The sequence below is a fragment of the Anaerocolumna chitinilytica genome (assembly GCF_014218355.1).
Lineage (GTDB): Bacteria > Bacillota > Clostridia > Lachnospirales > Lachnospiraceae > Anaerocolumna > Anaerocolumna chitinilytica.
In genome coordinates this window covers 4262698-4279935 of record NZ_AP023368.1, presented here as the reverse complement: position 1 = coordinate 4279935, position 17238 = coordinate 4262698, and the positions used below count along the sequence as shown (strand labels likewise).

The 17238-nt window shown below is 35.2% G+C and carries 17 protein-coding genes; 16 read left to right on the top strand and 1 reads right to left on the bottom strand.

Annotated elements, in window-relative coordinates:
• The first annotated feature begins 181 nt into the window (after nucleotides 1-181).
• The 16 genes from bsdcttw_RS18645 (at nucleotide 182) to bsdcttw_RS18570 (ending at nucleotide 15347) form a co-directional block, all read left to right on the top strand.
• Nucleotides 182-505, top strand: coding sequence for a PadR family transcriptional regulator (locus bsdcttw_RS18645; RefSeq protein ID WP_185256322.1), 324 nt, complete (start codon nucleotides 182-184; stop codon nucleotides 503-505).
• Nucleotides 505-1113: a DUF2812 domain-containing protein gene (locus bsdcttw_RS18640; protein WP_330602253.1), complete on the top strand. Its 609-nt coding sequence runs from the start codon at nucleotides 505-507 to the stop codon at nucleotides 1111-1113. Before bsdcttw_RS18645 ends, bsdcttw_RS18640 begins: the two co-directional genes overlap by 1 nt.
• 172 nt (nucleotides 1114-1285) lie before the next feature.
• Nucleotides 1286-3079 (top strand): hypothetical protein, encoded by a 1794-nt coding sequence (locus bsdcttw_RS18635; RefSeq protein ID WP_185256321.1) that lies wholly within the window; start codon nucleotides 1286-1288, stop codon nucleotides 3077-3079.
• Nucleotides 3080-3202: 123 nt separating this feature from the next.
• The gene (locus tag bsdcttw_RS18630; protein ID WP_185256320.1) at nucleotides 3203-3967 is read left to right on the top strand and encodes an HAD-IIB family hydrolase; all 765 of its coding nucleotides are present in this window, start codon (nucleotides 3203-3205) and stop codon (nucleotides 3965-3967) included.
• 389 nt (nucleotides 3968-4356) lie between these two features.
• Nucleotides 4357-5151 carry a class I SAM-dependent methyltransferase gene (locus bsdcttw_RS18625; protein ID WP_185256319.1) on the top strand — a complete coding sequence of 265 codons (795 nt, stop codon included), beginning with the start codon at nucleotides 4357-4359 and terminating at the stop codon, nucleotides 5149-5151.
• Nucleotides 5152-5234: 83 nt separating this feature from the next.
• A complete protein-coding gene (locus bsdcttw_RS18620; protein ID WP_185256318.1) occupies nucleotides 5235-6257 on the top strand; it encodes a hypothetical protein in 1023 nt (340 codons plus the stop codon).
• Nucleotides 6258-6402: 145 nt separating this feature from the next.
• Nucleotides 6403-7017, top strand: a complete 615-nt coding sequence (locus bsdcttw_RS18615; protein WP_185256317.1) for a hypothetical protein — start codon at nucleotides 6403-6405, stop codon at nucleotides 7015-7017.
• An 80-nt stretch (nucleotides 7018-7097) separates the two neighbouring features.
• Nucleotides 7098-7619 carry an adenylate kinase gene (locus bsdcttw_RS18610; RefSeq protein ID WP_185256316.1) on the top strand — a complete coding sequence of 174 codons (522 nt, stop codon included), beginning with the start codon at nucleotides 7098-7100 and terminating at the stop codon, nucleotides 7617-7619.
• Nucleotides 7620-7916: 297 nt separating this feature from the next.
• Nucleotides 7917-8453, top strand: a complete 537-nt coding sequence (locus tag bsdcttw_RS18605; protein ID WP_185259874.1) for a GNAT family N-acetyltransferase — start codon at nucleotides 7917-7919, stop codon at nucleotides 8451-8453.
• A 90-nt stretch (nucleotides 8454-8543) separates the two neighbouring features.
• Complete coding sequence (locus bsdcttw_RS18600) at nucleotides 8544-9440, top strand: phosphotransferase enzyme family protein (protein ID WP_185256315.1); 897 nt, start codon at nucleotides 8544-8546, stop codon at nucleotides 9438-9440.
• A gap of 119 nt (nucleotides 9441-9559) precedes the next feature.
• Nucleotides 9560-10909, top strand: a complete 1350-nt coding sequence (locus tag bsdcttw_RS18595; protein ID WP_185256314.1) for a helix-turn-helix domain-containing protein — start codon at nucleotides 9560-9562, stop codon at nucleotides 10907-10909.
• Between the two features lie 399 nt (nucleotides 10910-11308).
• On the top strand, nucleotides 11309-12106 hold the full coding sequence (locus tag bsdcttw_RS18590; RefSeq protein WP_185256313.1) for a helix-turn-helix domain-containing protein: 798 nt from the start codon (nucleotides 11309-11311) through the stop codon (nucleotides 12104-12106).
• A 26-nt stretch (nucleotides 12107-12132) separates the two neighbouring features.
• Entirely contained in the window at nucleotides 12133-12837 is a 705-nt protein-coding gene (locus tag bsdcttw_RS18585) for a CPBP family intramembrane glutamic endopeptidase (RefSeq protein WP_185256312.1), read from the top strand.
• 331 nt (nucleotides 12838-13168) lie between these two features.
• Complete coding sequence (locus tag bsdcttw_RS18580; protein ID WP_185256311.1) at nucleotides 13169-14272, top strand: HD domain-containing protein; 1104 nt, start codon at nucleotides 13169-13171, stop codon at nucleotides 14270-14272.
• 116 nt (nucleotides 14273-14388) lie between these two features.
• The gene (locus bsdcttw_RS18575; protein ID WP_185256310.1) at nucleotides 14389-14961 is read left to right on the top strand and encodes a GNAT family N-acetyltransferase; all 573 of its coding nucleotides are present in this window, start codon (nucleotides 14389-14391) and stop codon (nucleotides 14959-14961) included.
• Nucleotides 14962-15002: 41 nt separating this feature from the next.
• The gene (locus bsdcttw_RS18570; protein ID WP_185256309.1) at nucleotides 15003-15347 is read left to right on the top strand and encodes a VOC family protein; all 345 of its coding nucleotides are present in this window, start codon (nucleotides 15003-15005) and stop codon (nucleotides 15345-15347) included.
• 77 nt (nucleotides 15348-15424) lie between these two features.
• Here the strand turns inward: bsdcttw_RS18570 and bsdcttw_RS18565 are convergent, their stop codons facing one another.
• Nucleotides 15425-17236 carry a tetratricopeptide repeat-containing glycosyltransferase family 2 protein gene (locus bsdcttw_RS18565; protein WP_185256308.1) on the bottom strand — a complete coding sequence of 604 codons (1812 nt, stop codon included), beginning with the start codon at nucleotides 17234-17236 and terminating at the stop codon, nucleotides 15425-15427.
• Between the last annotated feature and the right edge of the window lie 2 nt (nucleotides 17237-17238).

The window sequence follows — 17238 nt, the reverse complement described above, 5'->3', positions numbered from 1 at the left end:
TTGCTTAAAATTGTGTGTGCAGGATATGTAATCCTTGAAAGGCATACTCCTGCATATAACTGGCTGATTAAGGCTCTTTGGATACAATGGCCTTTAAACGTAACTTTCAAATATAATTTTCTTGATTTTTATTACGGTTAGTGATATAAATATTACAGTAAACGTAATAAAGGAGAATTTTATGAAGGATAATGTAAAGGGAGGCGCTCTTACAGAAGTTACGTTTTTTATATTACTATCATTGTATGAGCCTAAACATGGTTATGGCATAATGCAATTTGTAGAAAACGAAACCCAAGGTCGCCTTATTTTAGGAGCCGGTTCACTATATGGCGCAATTAATAATTTGTATGAAAAGGGATGGATATACCCTGTCAATGAGGGAAGTGAGCGAAAGAAAGAATATATAATTTCAGAAACCGGAAAAGAAGTTGCTGAGGCTGAATTAAAAAGGCTAAATAAATTAATTGAAACAGCTTCAAGAATTATAGGAGGGTGCAAATAGTGAAAAAATGCTATCATTTATTTGGAGGAATGTTAGGTACACAAGTAAAATGGTTAAATAAGATGGCTCATAATGGATATCGCTTGAATAAAACAGGAAAATTATCCTATGAATTTATTGAATGTCAACCAGACCAATATCAGTACTGTATTGAATTTGTCGCTCATAAATCCTATAAAAATGAAAAAGAATACCGTTCTTTTCTTGAGGATATGGGTTATACCGTATTTTATAAAAATGTTAATCTAAACTATTCCATCGGTAAAGTACGTTGGAGACCTTATGGACATAGTACAGGACAAATTTCAACCAATCCGGGTAATTATAATAAAGAACTTTTCATTGTTGAAAAGAAAAATGATGGGCACCCCTTTCAACTGCATACTACGAATGCGGATATAGCTGTTTATTATAAGCAAATAAGAAATTCATGGTTAACACCTGTCATTTTATTCTTTGGATTATCTATTTGGCAGTATATAAATGGCAGAAATTTAACAAAAGAAGTGATTGTGTTCGGCGTAATTGGAATTTTGCTTCTAATACCAGTGTTTTGTTATCAAAAAGAAATTACTCACTATTCTATAACAGCGAAAATTGAAGAATAATTTAAGTATGTGTGCAGATAAGTACCCCTTTTCTTTCTTGGTGCAGTTGTTACACTTTTCCAGTTGTGATGGACTTTCTATATGCTATAATTAAGTTAATTATATGAGATTAGATTAATTCGCTATAAGAGGCAATTCAGATACATTTTTAGGATAAAAGAGGAGAAGGTACATGAAACGATTGGTGATATTTCTTTTTGTTTTTATAATTGCATCGATAATACCTGTTGATGCCCTGGGTGCGCTTAGTCCAAGCGTAAGTTACCAGACCTATGTAAAAGATAAGGGATGGCAAAGAATTGTTTCTAACGGTGCTTTTTCGGGAGTTAGCGGGAATAGTGTTGAAGCAGTCAAACTGAAGATTAACAACTTACCTAAGAATATGACCGGGTCAATTTTATATCAAGTCAACTTAGAATCAAGTTGGAGTACATATGTTAAGGATAATGCAGTTGCTGGGAGCACTGTCAAAAAGAAACAGGTGGAAGCAATTAGTATAATGGTGACTGGGGATTTGGCAGACAAGTTTGATGTATTTTATCATGTAAAATCAAGTGGTTTTGGATGGATGGCTTGGGCAAAGAATGGTCAAAAAGCCGGAACCTATGGATATGGTTACCCTGTTGAGGGAATCGAGGTTAAGATAGCACAAAAAGGTGGGATTATACCCTCCACGAAGAATCAGCCGAAGTCAGAATACACTTTTCATAATAAGAAGGATGTGCACGACTACGAAAAAGTAATCATGACTCCTACTCTTCCCTATGTGCAAGTAACATCTGTACCGAAGCAGGATACCACACTTACAAAGAAATTGACTGCTCGCAGTACCGAGAACTATCCATATGGTAATTTGTTTACGTTGAATAAGGGATTACCATCCAACATCGGTATCCCAAATACTTCTTATACTAAATTACCGGAACCCAAGTTATTGTCCAATAAAATTACTGCAAAGGGTCTAATCAACGGGAAATTAGAAGGCGGTAAGTTCGAATCATATATCGGTTCACCCTATGCTGAAGAGACATTGGAGTATAATGGAATACAATATAATTTCAAATCTCAGCAAGGTGTGCAAGTTGACGATGCTGGTAATATCTATATCATATATGACAATGATACAAATAATTATAATACGGGTTCCTTCGTTATTTGTTTCAAAGAGCAATATACTCGTACCCTGCAGGATTCAAAAACAAGGGTAAGTACTTCCGAATTGAAAAGAGCTCTCAAAGCGAAATTAGTAGCCATATCAGGGATTATTCCTACAATGCACGGTGCGACGCTTGCCACCATAGGAGATAAGGCTTATGTACTTTGTGCGGATATACCAACGGGATTGCAGACACTTCAAGAACTGTCAATATCAGGTGAAAAGCTTAAGCTTACAAAAGTGGCGGCAGGAACATATAAAGATAGCAGTGGAAAAAATATAGTTAAAGGTAACGAAATGATAGGTAAATTTTTTAAAAATTTTACCATGATAGATGCTGCCACTGGATATTCCATGATTCCTTACTCTAAAAACAGAGGTGCGGGTGGATGGTATGGATATGCATTCTATCAATTGAAAGTAGAAGGTGAAATTCTGGTAATTACACAAGTTCCGGTATTAATACAGGATCTGATAGGAGATGGTGACAACAAATATATTCCATCACAATCAATTACCTATAACCCTTGGGATCAAAGGATGTATATAACAGGAGACATGGCATGGATGAGCTTTGATCTTGGCAAGTATATTGAACTTGGCAATAGTATGTTGGGACAATATAATAAAATCGCCTTCAACGATGGCGGAGCCTCAAATGCCAATCCAGTCAAGAGCAACATAGATATTGATATGAAACAAGGTACATTGGATAAGCATATACCTTTTGAATGCGAACAGTTGATGTTTCATGGAAAATATACTTATTTACTAATCAATGGGATTAATCAGATACTCATAATGAAATAAATACGAAGCTATCTTTTTCAAAAAAGATATGATAGAATAACACCGAGGTGAAAGAGTGAAAGATAAATCTTTCACTCCCCCTGATTTTGTACGCGTGCTAAAGCACGCAGATGGGAGCCAAATATGTATATTTTATCAAGCGATTTTGACGGTACCTTAACACAGAATGGTACTGTATCGGACAAGGACAAGGCTGCTATTGCAGCATGGCGAAAGGCTGGTAATCTTTTTGGAGTCAACACGGGACGTGGCTACTGCGGTATTAAAACGGAACTAGAACGCTATCAGATAGATTATGATTATCTTCTATGCAATAATGGTGGTTTGATTTATGAAAATGAGGCTGCTCCCATTGAGCAGAAGACTGTAGATGGTAAGGTGCTTCCTTCATTAGTTTCACTCATTTTGGAGTCAGGAGGTTTTCATGCGGCAATCGGTCGAATAGAGGTTGATAGAGAAGCCGGCTATTGGATTAGTGAAAATATGAAATGTAAGCCAGGACCTGAATTCACTCGTATTTCAATGGAGGATTTATATAAGATTACATATTTTACGCAGCTTAGCACTCAGTATGAGAATGAAGAGCAGGCAAATAAATGTACGCAGCAAATCAACGAACTGTTTTCTGAGAATGTAACCGCCTTTCAAAACGGTGTTTGTATTGATATAGTTCCGGTAGGGGTTAATAAAGCTACTGGATTGCTTCGATACATGCATTTAAAGCAAGTACCGAAAGAGAAGGTGTTGGTTATTGGAGATAATTTCAATGATCTGGACATGATTCTGGAATTCAATGGATTCTGTGTTAATTCTGGAAAACCTGAAGTTATTTCAAAGGCAAGAAAATCCTTTGACAGCATCGCTGGACTTATCGGTGAATACATATAAAGGTGTTATATGAGCGCTTCTCCTGACTGGAAAAGCGCTTTTTTAAGATTTCTATATTTTATAAATTATTACTGAATGAATATGTGTACCATACAATATGGCTTAGTTTTTTTTTATAGTTTAATAACAATAAATATAATATTTAATTCTTGACAATAATTGGTATTAAGCTTATAATTCGAAAAAAAGTATAGGCTACGCTTGGCATGCCGTTTACAGCGTTAGAGTATTGATCTTATTACGTACTTGTTTAAGATCTGTTATGTAAATTACAGATAAACTAAGGCGGTAACTCGAAGCTTACGCTCTCGTCCTTGAAGTTTAAGTAAAGGAGGGAGCTTTTTTTAGTAATATAAATTAATTTTATTGTATTAAAGGAGGTTTTCGATTTGAGAAATTTTATTGTTGAAAGCTATGAAAGTTCCAGAGAAGAAGATAGACTAACTACCAATAATGCTAGAAAAATTGAGTTCATTACTACAATTAGGATATTTAATGAATTATTTGATGATAATATGAAAGTTTTAGATTGTGCTGCCGGAACAGGAGCATATGCATTTTATCTAGCTGATAAGGGGTATGATGTCACGGCTACAGATATTACACCTAGACATATTGAATTCATTAATGATAAATTAAAAGATAAAAAATACAACATGAATACTTCAGTTTTAGATGCAATAAATATGAATATTTTTGAAGATGAATCATTTGACATTGTTCTTAATATGGGACCATTTTATCACTTAATTACTGAAACTCAAAGGCATAAATGTTTTTCTGAGTCGCTAAGGGTTCTTAAAAAGGGTGGAATTTTAGTGACTTCATATATTCCTAAATATTACGTTTTTCAATATGTGGCCTTGAGTGATATACAATATTTGGACATAGAATTAGCAGATCAATTAATCAATACCGGGGTTCTGAAACATGATGACGAGAAATGTTTTTGGACTGATACTTATTATTCTAGCTTGGATGAAATGGAAGAGTTGTACAAAAGAAATGGGTTACAAGTAATTGAACATTTTGCACAGGATGGGATATCTCCGTTGCTACGAGAGAAAGTAGACTCCTTTAATACTGCTGAATTTGATATTTGGTGCAATTATCATTATAATATATGTCGCGAAAAATCAGTGTTAGGAGCAAGTAATCATGTTATTATAGCAGGAAGAAAATAAGTAATACTTTAATTAAGGCTATTTTAATTTAATTCACTATAATTTGTTTGATAAATTAGATTTATTTTTGGGAGGACCTAGTAATGGAGTTGAACCTACAAGATGTCTCATTAACTATTAATGGTTTAGTATCATATTGCAAATGTAAATGCAAGCATTGCCTATTATGTTCAGGAGACGATAGAATACAGCAAATTCCTTATGATAAACTTGAACAATTAGCTTTAAAATTTGAAGGAATTAGAGCTGCTACTGGCATTAATACTTCACTATGTGTATATAACTGCTCTGATTACCCTGAACTTCCTCACGCAATGGAAGTAGATAGAAAAATATCCGCTTACGCTGGATACCAAAATCTAAACGGAACTCCAATTCGCTCTGGTAGAAAGTTATCAGAATGGGTTTCATACTTGAAAAATGAGTGTAAAGTAACAAATGCAAATCTTTCATGGTTTGGGAATGAAGTGTTTCATGATTCATTTGTTCAATGCAAAGGTTATTACCAATATTTAATTGAATTAGCAACTGAGTTAAGTAAGCAAAAGGTTAATTACCATAACACAGTTTTCATTTTACATAGTAATTTAGAAATGTTAGAAGAGCTTTATTCTATATTAAATAATTTGGGTGGCACTATCTCCTTTACTCTCTTAGACTATCGCGGAAATGCTAAAAAAATAAAAAATGAATTTTTAACACAAGAGGATAGTGAGAAATTACCAGGATTTCTGTTGCAAAAAAATCTTTATAACGCGAAAAGAAATAAACTACAAGCAGAGTGGATTTCCTTAATTAAGAAGGGACAGTTGCCAAATCTTACATCAAGAATGATGCTCTTGGTAGCAACTCCGAGTAACATTGATAGTTACTTACGAATGACATGTGATGAAATAATTGAAATGTTTCATAAAATGGACAAAGAACTACAGCACTCATTACCAAGCATATCAGATTTGGCTTATAAATACGGAAGTAAAGATAATATATTAATTGATTTTAGAAGCTTGTTATGGATGTGGATAGATAGTTGGTTCGAAGATAATCCACAACTAAATAAATCTCTAGTATTTTCTGATTTACATACAAGTGTTATGTGGAGATAATGCTTGAATATTTTTGATTAACTGTTTGACTTCCTATATTTGGAACTATATAATTGAGATACATTATTTTTTATTTTAGACCTATTGTTACATATGCCTTAACAAATGGTCTTGTAAATAAGATTTAAATATGAGGGGTTAAAGGATGAAAAGGTATTATTTCGGTTTTTTATTAATTATTATGATATTATTATCTGCTTGTTCTAATAAAGCAGATTTACCCAAAATACTCAATAAGGAAGGTGTGGCTCCTTATGAGCTAAAAAAAAGTGATACATATCTTCTTCAGACCTTGGGAATTGAAAAAAGTACAGATTTAATCTCTTTTAAAGCACCAAAGAGTGCAAAAAGTCTTAAAATTATAGTTTATTTAAAGGATAAAGATAGTTGGAACGTTATCAGAGAAGGACAGGTGTCGATAGGGGAAGCTGATAAATCAACAGATAGATTGGAAGGCACATTTGCAATGATCTTGAAAGATAATTATGTGATTGATCTCAATGTTAATACAACAGGTGTAGCTTCTTATAAGACTGAGCCGTTGTATACCGATAATAATATTGCAGTATCTTCTCATGTTTTTCTTGTAGATTATAAAAAGATAGAAATAAACAAAGAGATACCGGTGGCTATTATGGCTTATGACAGTGGTAACACCATGAGAACCTATAGTACGGAAGATTTCTTTTCTCCTTCAAAGTTTGATGGAATGGACTTAGTTCAAGCAGTCACTATGACTTTTTTAGATGAAATTGAATAAATGTGTGGCAATATCATTGTATCCGGGTTATCCACGAGATATCAAGGATATATTAATTACGATTAATGGAGGAAATTAGTGTGATTATTTTAATCGCCGGAAGTTCACATACCGGGAAAACGGTACTTGCTCAAAAGCTATTAAATAAATATGGATTCACGTATCTATCACAAGACCATTTAAAAATGGGTTTAATCCGAAGTGGTTTCAGTACAATAACACCGGAAGACGATATAGAGGATATAATGAAAGCAGTTTGGCCAATAACCAGAGAAATCGTCAAAACCTGTATTGAAAATCATCAAAATTTAACGATAGAAGGATGCTATATTCCATTTGATTATTATAATGATTTTAGTGATGAATATTTAAAGCATATAAAATATACTTGTTTGATTTTCAGTGAGAAATATATTTATGAGCATTATGAGGATATTTTAAGTCATGCATGTGACATTGAAAGCAGAGATATTGATGATGCAAAATATTGTACAAGAGAAATGCTTCTTAGTGAGAATAAGTATAATTTGGAAAAGTGTAAAGAGGCAATGTGTGATTACATCTTGATTGAAGATAAATATGAAGTTGATATTACTTTGTAAATATATTTAATTATACAGAACATGGAGAGTCAGCCACTACCGTTCTACTTAAAAGAACTTAAAGTTATAAGCATCCATTATGAGAAGATGTTGTAATAATTTGAATAAAATGTTATTTTGTATGGAAGATAAATGGTACCTGATTTTTATTAAAGTGCCTGTTAGCTATCTAATTCTGGTTATAACGCAAATTGGCGTATAATAAATATTTTGAGGAAAGGAGGATATGGCAATGATAATAAACAACATTAGATGGAGGGTTTTATACCAGTAATCCTTCAAAAAGGAGAGTATATTATGTTTTTTCATGAGATTGAAACGGAGAGATTATTATTGAAAAATATCTCTTATGAAGATAGAAATTTCATTCTAGACCATTTTTCAAACGATACAGTAAATAGATACCTATTCGATGCAGAACCATTAAGCAGTATAGACGAAGCGGATGAAATAATTGATTTTTATATACAACCGGAACCTCGAATACAGCATCGTTGGATATTAACGCTAAAAGATAACAGCGAAAAGATTGGTACCTGCGGTTTTCATATTTGGGATAAAAATAAAAGTTGTGTTGATATTGGGTATGATCTTCAGGAAAAGTATTGGGGACAGGGACTTATGAGTGAAACACTAAAGCCAATTCTCGATTTTGCCAAGCATGACATGAAGGTAAGTCAAGTACGTGCACATATATATGTCGGTAACCCAAAATCAATCAGACTAGTCGAAAGGTTTGGGTTTACTTTTAACGGCGAAACAGAACTCTGCCAATTTAGAGGTCAGCAATATTTACATCATATTTATACGTTAGATTTTAGCCCTTCAAAATAAGTTAAATAGTCCCGCATAAAATACAGGAAAGCTTGTAAGAGATGACTTTCCTGTATTCTTTAAATAAATAAGAAAGAAGGCTGATAATAAGTGGACTTATTTGAACAGCTTAGATTACACTATGGAAATGGTTTTAATCAACTGAATATGATACGGGATTGGATCGGACAAGTTTATGAAGTGACAAATGGAAACAAACGATACATAGCTAAGATTTTTCGGGAAGAATATACCAGGCAGGCATTGCAGTCCATAAAAGTTATGACTTATCTGAAAGATAATAATTTTCCCGTTCCCTATATTGCATTGACATTAAGCGGAAACAGATATTTTGTGTATAATAGCCAGATTGTAGTACTGTATGAGTATATAGAAGGTGAATGTCCGGAGAAAGAGAGCAGTTTGATTCATATTGGCAAACAATGTGGGTGGATGAGAAAATCAATGGAACCCTATGCTGGTGAGATAGCTGTTCATGGTTATGATTTCTTTCTAAATCGATATCTGGATATTATGAAAAAGAAAGAATATCATGGTATCAATAAATTTTTGGAATTAGGTAATTACTTATGGGCACATATAAAGGATTTACCGCAGGGATTTATCCATGGAGATTTGCATACCGGAAATATGATTCAAAAAAGAAATGAAATTGTGTTTTTTGATTTTGATGCTTGTGCCATTGCCAGCCCAGTATATGATATTGCAACATTTTGTGATGCTACAGATTATTTCGACTTATCTGCTGATAATTTTAGAAATGGTTATATTCAAACACAAAAGAATCTAAGGGAGTTTTTGAAAGGGTATGAGGAATATTTTAAGTTATACAAGGAAGAAGAAAAGGCTGTTTTTGATTTTATAGCTCTTCGCCACTTCGACATTCAAGCTACCATTATTGAATGTCAGGGGTTAGCTTGTGTGGATGAGAACTTTCTTAATGAACAGTATTTATGGTTGGAAAAATGGATAGAAATTTCTAATTGATTTCATGGTCAGGGGTTAACTTATAGTTGTATACTCTTCCTGTTTTTTATATGGTTTCTCATAGGATAGTAAGTATAATGATATTATCAACGTTGAATATAGAAATCTAAGGAGAGTTTATGCTTGATACAAAGAAAGTAGGAATTAAAATTACTGCCCTGCGTAAAAGTATAGGGTTATCCCAGGAAAAGCTAGCAGAAATGCTTCATATTTCCTCACAAGCTATCAGTAAATGGGAAAACGGTCACACTTTACCGGAAACAACCTTATTACCCATATTAGCACAAATATTCCAATGCACCATTGACGAAATAATCATGCCGGCTTATTCATTCGATGAGAAAATAGAAGCGGAAAAGCCGAGGCTTTTGGAACAGCAGGCAGAATATATTGCAAAGTGCGTAATGCAAAAAATAGAGTTGAAATCAAATGATAAAAGCAACCTGGGTCTGGATGATAATATAATCCTGAATGCTGTATATAAGGCATATCCCAATATTGGGTATTGTACAATTACTAAAGGTAAGCCGGTGAAAAAAGAGGGTACTCTTATTTCCAGGGTACGGATATCTTCCTCACAAAAGGACTTGAACTTATTAGAAAAAATCTATGGAAGTAGTGATACTGAATTGTACAATATAAATTTCCTTAAAGAACATACCATGGCAATTCCACTTATTTATTATATTGATATGGAAAGGAAAATTGTCCTGTTGGAGGATTTAGCAGAAGATTATATACAAGGTTATGAGTTTGATGAAAGTAATGCTAATGGTGAGATAATCAGGCAGAATTATAAAGCCATATTATCGGCGTTAGCTGATTTTCATTCGGCTTTCTGGGAAAACTCAGAGACCTTTGATAAAATTGGCTGTGATTGGAGATTAGAATCCAAGGAGAATATTCTCGCCCATATAAGCTGTTTGGAAAAGGATTATAAAAAGTACAGAAAAAAAGCAGAAGAAGGCACCCTGCCTAAAGTTTGGATGGGTTTTGAAGATAAGCTAGATAGGAAGAAACAGGATTATTTTCAGGCTGCAATTCAACTTCTGAGGGAGGAATATCCGAAACTGATAGAGGAAAGAGTTAAGGCTGGTAAGAATATAACCATCATTCATGGTGACTTTCATCCGGGTCAAACCTTACTGTCAAAAACCCATGATAGGACAGTCAGATTTATCGGTCTTCAAGCGGTAAGAATGGGATTGTGCACTGAGGATTTGGCCATGCTGCTGGCCCTTCATATCGAACCTGATAAAGAGAAAGTAAAACCTCTTCTGGACTATTACTATCAATGTCTCTGTGAAACTATACGAGATTATTCTTACGAGTCATTTATGAGTGATTATAAGATTTCTGTTGCAGAGAATATGTTTTTTACAATTAGGCTGATAAACAATGGGATCTTTGATTATAAGATGAGAGACAATGCAATAAAGGCTTTTGAAACTCTTGTAATGGAAGAGTAATCTTACATGAGCTTAAAGCAGCAGGTATTCTTGCTGATATAAAGATTTAGGAAGGAGTAAATCAGTAGCATTTACAGATTAAGTATCTGTAAGTGCTATTTTTTTTGAAGCTCATGGTTGGCTGGCTATGTGGTATTTGAAGTTAAATGCACAATTGAATTATGCTTTCATCTTGATAAAAAAATGTTATAATGGATAAGATTTGTTAAAATAAATACTGAAGTAATAATGAACTTTGTTTCAGCAGATAATTTTGTGACCTAAAATATAGAAATATTATAATCGCTGAAACTATGATAAATACTGCAATGTTAAGTTTGGTTGACAGATTTCAAGCTGGGATTGGTAGACATTTTAGCTTACAGAATATACACTGGGGTGGAAAAAGGAGGAACAATTATGGAAGAGCAATTTGGAAACAGACTGATGTATTTACGAAAAGGGAAAGGTCTGTCACAGGAAGAATTAGGGAACCAAATCGGTGTTTCCAGACAGACAGTTTCGAAGTGGGAATTAAATCAAACAACTCCTGAAATGGATAAGTTAGTGCAATTAGGTGATTTATTCCATATCAGCCTGGATGAACTGGTGGGAAGAGAATATACTTCTTCCGAGAATACATTTTATGAGGAATTAAACGCTAAGATGGATACCATTATCAGCGCAAGAGACCCCCATCATTATGAATATAAGAGTAATAAAATGATAGGAAATTTGCCGCTTGTTCATATCAATGTTGGGCGTGGATGTTATAAGGCAAAAGGTGTTATTAGTATTGGGGTAATCTCTGTCGGAATTATCTCAATCGGCTGTTTATCTTTAGGAGTAGTCAGCATTGGGATTCTGGCTCTTGGAATTCTTTCCTTGGCGGTATTTGCGGCAGGGTTAGCTGCAGCGGGCAGCATATCCTTAGGATTGATAGCCCTAGGTGCAGTATCCATGGGGTATCTGTCAATTGGTGCTATGGCAAGGGGAGTTTATGCCATAGGTGCAAGTGCGACTGCTACACGAATTGCACTTGGTGATGTAGCAAATGGGAATATTGCCATAGGAAAAACAGCCGCCCATGGAGCAGTGGAGCTTTTATTAAGAAATCACGTAACGGGAGCAGACATAAAAACTGCTATTTTAAAAGAATATCCTGGAACCTGGGAGTGGTTGGTTAGGATATACTCAGATTTAGGGAAAGGTTTCTAATTATCTTTAGGAAAAGGAATTACAATATGAGAGAAAAAGTGAAAAATATATTTCGCACAGATATAGAATACAAAGAAAATACCGCAAGTTATACAAAGGCAGATGGTATTTTGGCATTGCTTTATTATTTGATTTTTTTAATTGTCTATTATTGTATGGGCAAAATATATTTAGCAAATCACCTTTATTTGGGCATTGCCTGTAATATTGGATTAGCGGTTTTATGTGTAATTTTTGTTTTATTAAGAAAGCAAAAAATAAATTCCTTGGCTATATCTTTACGTAAAGCAAAGCAAGCAGTGATTCTAGGAAGTATTTTAGGAATCTGTATGGTCCTTTTTAATAATGTTATACCTGCAGTAATGTCAGGATGTCACTTTAATCAGGTAAACAAAGTATTGTATGGCATCTTTTATTATTTTGTCATTATTGCCTTTGCTGAGGAAATTGCATTCAGAGGATATATCCAGACACGTATTTATGGATTGATTAAAAAGGACAGTGTTGCTGTTATTGTAGTTGGAATTATGTTTAGCTTTATGCATATTCCATTTCAAATGGCACTTGCAGGCAGCAATGCATTGGCATTTATAGGTGGTAACGTAGTTTGGTTAATTCTATTATTTTTCTGGCATATTCTGTTTAACTTTTTACATCGAAAATACAATAATATTCTTACTAATACAATCTTTCATGGGTTTATGGACCTGGGAAACAACCTGTTTGTTTAGATAGGAAGTATTTAGTCCGATACAACAATTTTGGGGCTGCCGACAAAGGTATCTCTGCGGATATGGAATTACCATATTCCGCAGGGCTTCATTTTGCGACAGCCCTTTTTGGGTAATACGGGAATAGATATTCTTTAAAACTTCCAAATTATGATAATACATTGGTTGACTTCCGATATTAGGAAACGTATAATTTTAGAAAAGATATGAGAATCAAAGTTTATAACAGGTACCACTGATGTACATATACTTATAAATTGCAGAAGCACACCAGCAGAAAAAACAGGAAGGATGTTTTATGGAATAAAATATATTACCAGGGGAGACAAGCATGACAAAAAAGGATGCAGTACAAGATTATTTGGAAGCTGTTTTATTACAGATTGATTCCAAGGAAGAACGGTTTTACTCTTTTCAACATGCCTATGGTGTGGCACAGTGTGCTTCATTACTTGCCGTTAAACGCGGAATAGATTCTGATACCGCTTATGTGTGCGGTTTGCTTCATGATATCTATTCCTTTAAGACGGGTTATACACCGTTTCATGCTATAAATGGAGCTGAAATGATACGGGTGGCTTTTAAGAATGAGCTAAGGGATATATTTACGGAAGAGGAGCAGAAGCTTATAAAATCTGCGGTATTTCACCATTCCGATAAAGAACATCTTCATGATGAATATGATGAAGTGCTAAAGGATTCCGACTTGTTGCAGCATTGGCTCTCAGATAAAGAAAAGGAAAACTGTATCTGTGAAAGACTCCTTAAAGTACAGGCAGAATTGGGATTACCCATAAGTGAGATTCCAGCTAATAAAATTACCGCGGAAGAAAGGATAGCTAAGAGTATCCGCTATAACCGTGCTCAAATGGCTGATATAGCAGAAGAACTGGCAGATAGGAAGATTGAGGGTATAAGAACAGATAGTGATTATAAGAAGATTATCAGATATTATCCGGAGCAGACAGCATTTGATGAACTAAAGAATGGCTGGTGTGCAGCATTTGTTTACCATTGTGCCATATTAGCCGGTCTTAAGCTGCCAATCAGACAGGAACCTCTTTATATAACACGGTTTGCCGGTGTTAGGGCGTGGTATGAATGGGGTGAGAAATGCGGTTTTTGTTTCAAAGAAGAGAATGGATTTAAACCTGAGAGAGGTGATATTGTAATATACGATAATATCATTCCTGAAGAGAATAAACCGCCGCTTACTCCCTGGCATGACCACATTGGTATTGTTCTCTCAGCAGAGGAAGACAGTCTGCTTGTTGCAGAAGGTAATGTCGATAACAAGAATGTGTCCGGCATAGTAAAACGCAGTAAGTACAAGAACATTGGATGTTATTTACGCATCCCTGAAGATTATCGTTATGATGGCTGGAAATATGATTACAAAACCGGAGAGCTAAGGCAATCTCCTTTTTCGATATAAGAGTACTACAGTATGATTTGGGTAACTACCAAGGTTAGTGTGAAAATTAAGAGATGATTTCCACTTCCTGTTTTGGGAAGTCTTCAATGCAAGCCTGCGATACACATGGAGGTTAAATGAAAGATATTATTTATAAGCAAGTAGGGCAGGAGGCACTGTCAATTTATGATTCTGTCTCAATGGCAGTCGATGTAGAAGAGATCTATGAGATACATAAGACAGGAAATGGGATGGAAGGAGTTTCTTATCATTTTTATAGAAAGAAAGTACCTCCTTATGTGATTGATTTTGCGGAAGATGATAGTGCTGTAGATTGGACAAAGAGGTTCGATGTCAGCAACTGGGCTTTTTTTATTGCTTTTGATGGTGAAAAAGCAATTGGAGGTGCGGCGGTTGCCTCCAAAACAGAAGGCGTTATGATGTTAGAAGGCAGAGATGATATTACTGTTTTGTGGGATTTAAGAGTTGAGCGTGGATATAAACAGCATGGCATCGGAAAGCGGCTATTTGACATGGCTTCTGCATGGTCTAAAAATAATGGATTTAAAAGGATGAAAATTGAATGCCAGAATACGAATCTGCCGGCATGTAATTTTTATCAAAAGCAGGGAGCGAAACTCTGTGTAATCAATGAGAATGGGTACAAGAATTCGGATGAGGCCATGCTTTTATGGTACTTGGACTTATAGAATAGTAATACTGCAGATGATGGAAAGGGAGAAGAAATACTATGCGTGTTGGTGAAGTTGGATTATTAACAAATGATGTTATTCGATTGGCGGACTTTTATAAAGCACTATTGGATATTGAAAATGGCAGTAACGATAAAGTTCATCAGACATTAATAGCAGAAGAAACAATGCTTACCATTTATAATGACGGAAGTGCTAAAAATAATAATAACCAGAATATATGCCTTGCATTTACTGTTGAGGATATGGAGAAAGAGTATCAAAAGTTATTGGAACTGGGAGCTGAAATTATTGAGAAGCCTCAGATGCGTCCATGGGGTGCTTGTAATATGAGCTTTTATGACCCGGATCGGAATATTATATATTTTCGCAGCTTTACTTAGATTGGATATTATAGAGAAGTAAGTTACAGTAGATTCAACTCACCAGACCAAAACTCGGTGTATAACTGCAGGAGCGCTCACAGGCAGGCTCCCAAGTACCAGGCACTCTCCTTATCGATATAACTATATTCTTTTATGGATTGCAGAATGGAAGCCGTGGCCTCCTCACAATAGCCGCATTTGGCATAAATTTCGCCAAGCTTTGTGTAAGCGTCCAGGATGAAGAGTTTTGGCACCACGGCTGTAAGTCTGCTGACAGCGGCCTTTCCTTCCGATTTTAGCAATATCTCAAATACTAAAAAGAAGAAGTTATAGTCAAGAACATCAGTATTTCCAATCTGGAATAGTTCCGGTGCTAATCTTCCTGCTATGAGTTTGCAGGTGTTTCGCTTATCCATGGACAAGCCCTCTAAATAATGATAGTAGCTATCGTAAGATTGGTTATTAGAGTATAAGCTGTTATATTGGATTAAGGTCAGAAAAAAGAAAGCAGAGATTTCCTCCTTATAGCAGGTTAAGGCCGATAAGGAGTTTTTTTCTGTCATCAGTTCCAGTAATGCATGATATGCCTTCTTATAATCGTGCTGATAAAAAGATAATTTTCCGCTTAAAAGCAGATAGTCTCCTTTCCAGTTCTCGGATAGGTTGGTCTTTTCTAAAATTACGTTGGCTCTTTTGTAATACCTTTCTTCTATCAGTATATGAATAGCATGAAGAAGCTTTTCTCCATAATCAGCATAGGGCAGGTAAGTAATTAATTGGTCAAAAAGGGTATAACTGTCTGAACAAAGTTTACATAGTGCTTTACCTAAAGAGATAGTACAACCCGGGCATTCCTTATAATGCAGTGAATTGACATAGGCTTCCACAGCTTCTTCATACATCTCTTCCAAAGTGTAAATATCCCCTAAGGTCTGATAAGCCTTATATGTTCCGCAGCCGCCGGTGAAGCGGAATCTGGTGGGGGCCTCCCCCATGGCCAGGCAGCGCTTAAAAGAAGCAATTGCTAACAAATGCTTGTGGTTATTCTGATAGATACTGCCTCTTAGATATTCAAAATCGGTGCATTCGGGGTAATAACTTAACCCTTCCAGGGCAAAGGCAAGGGCCTTTTTAGAATCTTTTAATGACATATAGCAAAGGATAATACGATAGAAGATATGAGGAAAATACGCCTGGGTAGTAACCTTTTTTTCATAAGATTTCAGGTAATAGTCCAACGCCTCTGTGATATCTCCTTCTGCCATATATTCATTCGCTATATTGAATAAGTAATAGGGGTCAGCAGGGTTATCTTCCAGCTGCTTTTTTAAAAGAGGCATGTTTCTTTTATGTTTTTGCTTATTTTCAATAGCTTTAACGGTATAGCCATAATGAAATAGCGTAACCTCAGCCAGTGTAAATCTTGAGGGGTCTAAGCTTCCTCCCTCTTTTTGAATTTGCTCATGGATTCTGCCCTCAAAATGATATTCTCCTGTATTTCGTAACAACCGGAAGGCATAATGTACGGAATATTCTTTTGTGTTTTCATCATCATAATAATTAAGCAGCGTAAAGTGATAGCCGTCATAATTTTCATTGGTAAGCAGGTGCAGGAAGGTATCCGTATCCTCTGAATTAAAGATTTCATCGGCATCAAGAAGCAAAATCCAGTCGCAGGAGGCTTTCTTTAGTATATGGTTTCTGGCTTTTGAGAAGTCCTCTTCCCAGGGAACATCAAATACGAAGGCTCCGAACTTAGCGGCAATCTCCTTAGAGTTGTCCGTAGAACCGGTATCTCCGACTAGAATTTCATCTACAATACCGGTAACACTGGCAAGGCATTTCTCCAAGATCCAGGCTTCGTCTTTCACAATCATACATAAACTTACCGTTTTTTTATTCTCCATGG

Coding starts and splice junctions, on each gene's coding strand:
- bsdcttw_RS18580 (WP_185256311.1), top strand. CDS start 13,169: ATGACAAAAAAGGATGCAGTACAAGATTATTTGGAAGCTGTTTTATTA.
- bsdcttw_RS18590 (WP_185256313.1), top strand. CDS start 11,309: ATGGAAGAGCAATTTGGAAACAGACTGATGTATTTACGAAAAGGGAAA.
- bsdcttw_RS18645 (WP_185256322.1), top strand. CDS start 182: ATGAAGGATAATGTAAAGGGAGGCGCTCTTACAGAAGTTACGTTTTTT.
- bsdcttw_RS18575 (WP_185256310.1), top strand. CDS start 14,389: ATGAAAGATATTATTTATAAGCAAGTAGGGCAGGAGGCACTGTCAATT.
- bsdcttw_RS18585 (WP_185256312.1), top strand. CDS start 12,133: ATGAGAGAAAAAGTGAAAAATATATTTCGCACAGATATAGAATACAAA.
- bsdcttw_RS18635 (WP_185256321.1), top strand. CDS start 1,286: ATGAAACGATTGGTGATATTTCTTTTTGTTTTTATAATTGCATCGATA.
- bsdcttw_RS18570 (WP_185256309.1), top strand. CDS start 15,003: ATGCGTGTTGGTGAAGTTGGATTATTAACAAATGATGTTATTCGATTG.
- bsdcttw_RS18595 (WP_185256314.1), top strand. CDS start 9,560: ATGCTTGATACAAAGAAAGTAGGAATTAAAATTACTGCCCTGCGTAAA.
- bsdcttw_RS18615 (WP_185256317.1), top strand. CDS start 6,403: ATGAAAAGGTATTATTTCGGTTTTTTATTAATTATTATGATATTATTA.
- bsdcttw_RS18620 (WP_185256318.1), top strand. CDS start 5,235: ATGGAGTTGAACCTACAAGATGTCTCATTAACTATTAATGGTTTAGTA.
- bsdcttw_RS18565 (WP_185256308.1), bottom strand. CDS start 17,236: ATGGAGAATAAAAAAACGGTAAGTTTATGTATGATTGTGAAAGACGAA.
- bsdcttw_RS18630 (WP_185256320.1), top strand. CDS start 3,203: ATGTATATTTTATCAAGCGATTTTGACGGTACCTTAACACAGAATGGT.
- bsdcttw_RS18605 (WP_185259874.1), top strand. CDS start 7,917: ATGTTTTTTCATGAGATTGAAACGGAGAGATTATTATTGAAAAATATC.